The organism is Acidiphilium sp. JA12-A1, from assembly GCF_000724705.2.
Lineage (GTDB): Bacteria > Pseudomonadota > Alphaproteobacteria > Acetobacterales > Acetobacteraceae > Acidiphilium > Acidiphilium multivorum.
On the sequence record NZ_JFHO01000234.1, the window covers coordinates 2,501 to 5,291 of the forward strand.

A 2,791-nucleotide genomic window follows, 5' to 3' on the forward strand; every position below is an offset into this window, starting at 1 on the left:
GGCACGCTGCGAAAAGCCACGGGGAGCCGCGAGCAGGCGTTGATCCGTGGACATCCGAATGGGGAAACCCACCCGCAAGGGTATCTGCATCTGAATACATAGGGTGTAGAGGCGAACCCGGGGAACTGAAACATCTAAGTACCCGGAGGAAAAGACATCAACCGAGATTCCGTCAGTAGTGGCGAGCGAAAGCGGAGCAGGCCAGTGCCTTGTCATTGAGTAGCAGAACGGATTGGAAACTCCGGCCATAGCGGGTGATAGCCCCGTATGCGAAGCGAAATGGCAAGGCCTTGAGTAAGGCGGGACACGTGAAATCCTGTCTGAAGATGGGGGGACCACCCTCCAAGCCTAAATACTCTCTGGTGACCGATAGTGCACAAGTACCGTGAGGGAAAGGTGAAAAGCACCCCGACGAGGGGAGTGAAAGAGACCTGAAACCGGATGCCTACAAGCAGTCGGAGCCGCATCTGCGGTGACGGCGTACCTTTTGTATAATGGGTCAGCGAGTTTCTGTTTGCAGCGAGCTTAAGCCGGTAGGCGTAGGCGTAGCGAAAGCGAGTCTGAATAGGGCGCATAGTTGCAGGCAGAAGACCCGAAACCGAGTGATCTAGCCATGGCCAGGCTGAAGGTGCGGTAACACGCACTGGAGGGCCGAACCCACGCCTGTTGAAAAAGTCGGGGATGAGCTGTGGCTAGGGGTGAAAGGCCAATCAAACTCGGAGATAGCTGGTTCTCCGCGAAATCTATTGAGGTAGATCGTCGTGTGTATGCCTTCGGGGGTAGAGCACTGGATGGGCTAGGGGGGCCCAAAGCCTTACCAAACCTAACCAAACTCCGAATACCGAAGTGTCTTGCACGGCAGACAGACGGTGGGTGCTAAGGTCCATCGTCGAGAGGGAAACAGCCCAGACCACCAGCTAAGGTCCCCAAATTGTGGCTAAGTGGGAAAGGATGTGGGAATTCCAAAACAACCAGGAGGTTGGCTTAGAAGCAGCCATCCTTTAAAGAAAGCGTAATAGCTCACTGGTCTAATAGAAATCCTGCGCCGAAAATGTAACGGGGCTAAAGCCACATACCGAAGCTGTGGGTGCATGGAAACATGCGCGGTAGCGGAGCGTTCCGTAGGCCTGTGAAGGGAGATGGGGTGACCCCTCCTGGAGGTATCGGAAGTGCGAATGCTGACATGAGTAGCGACAAACAGAGTGAGAAACTCTGTCGCCGAAAGTCCAAGGGTTCCTGCGCAAGGTTAATCCGCGCAGGGTGAGCCGGCCCCTAAGGCGAGGGCGAAAGCCGTAGTCGATGGGAAGGGGGTGAATATTCCTCCGCCTGCTGGAAGTGACGAATGCGAGATGTTGTCTGTCCTTATCGGATTGGGCAGGCTTTTTGAGCATTCCGGGAAATAGCTCCAGCGTATAGACCGTACCCTAAACCGACACAGGTGGACTGGTAGAGTATACCAAGGCGCTTGAGAGAACGATGTTGAAGGAACTAGGCAAATTACTCGCGTAACTTCGGGATAAGCGAGACCCGTATGTGGGCAACCATGTGCGGGTGGCACAAAAGAGGGGGTAGCGACTGTTTAGTAAAAACACAGGGCTCTGCGAAGTCGAGAGACGACGTATAGGGTCTGACGCCTGCCCGGTGCCGGAAGGTTAAGAGGAGAGGTGCAAGCCTTGAATTGAAGCCCCGGTAAACGGCGGCCGTAACTATAACGGTCCTAAGGTAGCGAAATTCCTTGTCGGGTAAGTTCCGACCTGCACGAATGGCGTAACGACTTCCCCACTGTCTCCAGCATCGGCTCAGCGAAATTGAATTCCCCGTGAAGATGCGGGGTACCCGCGGTCAGACGGAAAGACCCTATGAACCTTTACTGCAGCTTTGCAGTGGCATCAGAAGAGTGCTGTGTAGGATAGGCGGGAGGCATTGAAACCGGGGCGCTAGCTTCGGTGGAGCCAACCTTGAAATACCGCCCTGCGCGCTTTTGATGTCTAACCGCGGCCGGTTATCCCGGTCCGGGACCCTGCATGGTGGGCAGTTTGACTGGGGCGGTCGCCTCCTAAAGAGTAACGGAGGCGCGCGATGGTGGGCTCAAGCCGGTCGGACATCGGCTGTTGAGTGCAATGGCATAAGCCCGCCTGACTGCGAGAGCGACAGCTCGAGCAGAGACGAAAGTCGGCCATAGTGATCCGGTGGTTCCACGTGGAAGGGCCATCGCTCAACGGATAAAAGGTACTCTAGGGATAACAGGCTGATCTCCCCCAAGAGTCCACATCGACGGGGAGGTTTGGCACCTCGATGTCGGCTCATCACATCCTGGGGCTGGAGCAGGTCCCAAGGGTTCGGCTGTTCGCCGATTAAAGTGGTACGTGAGCTGGGTTTAGAACGTCGTGAGACAGTTCGGTCCCTATCTGCCGTGGGTGTTGGAGACTTGAGAGGATTTGTCCCTAGTACGAGAGGACCGGGATGAACATACCTCTGGTGCATCGGTTGTCACGCCAGTGGCACAGCCGAGTAGCTAAGTATGGACGGGATAACCGCTGAAAGCATCTAAGCGGGAAACCCACCTCAAAACTAGGTCTCCCCGAGGGTCGTGACAGACCATCACGTTGATAGGCCGGGTGTATAAGCGCGGTAACGCGCTCAGCTAACCGGTACTAATCACCCGATAGAACTTGAATATCTCAACCACCCCCACCATGCACAAACACCAACACAACTCACACAACACGCCAAATCCACACCAGCCCAGAAACAACGATAGGCTGGACGACCTGGTGGCCATTGCGGGGAG

At 55.6% G+C, this 2,791-nt stretch carries 1 rRNA gene (only partly in view); it reads left to right on the plus strand.

From position 1 onward, the window contains the following. Positions 1 to 2,679, plus strand: a 23S ribosomal RNA gene (locus RT91_RS19580); it begins 59 nt to the left of the window's first position. Positions 2,680 to 2,791 lie beyond the last annotated feature (112 nt).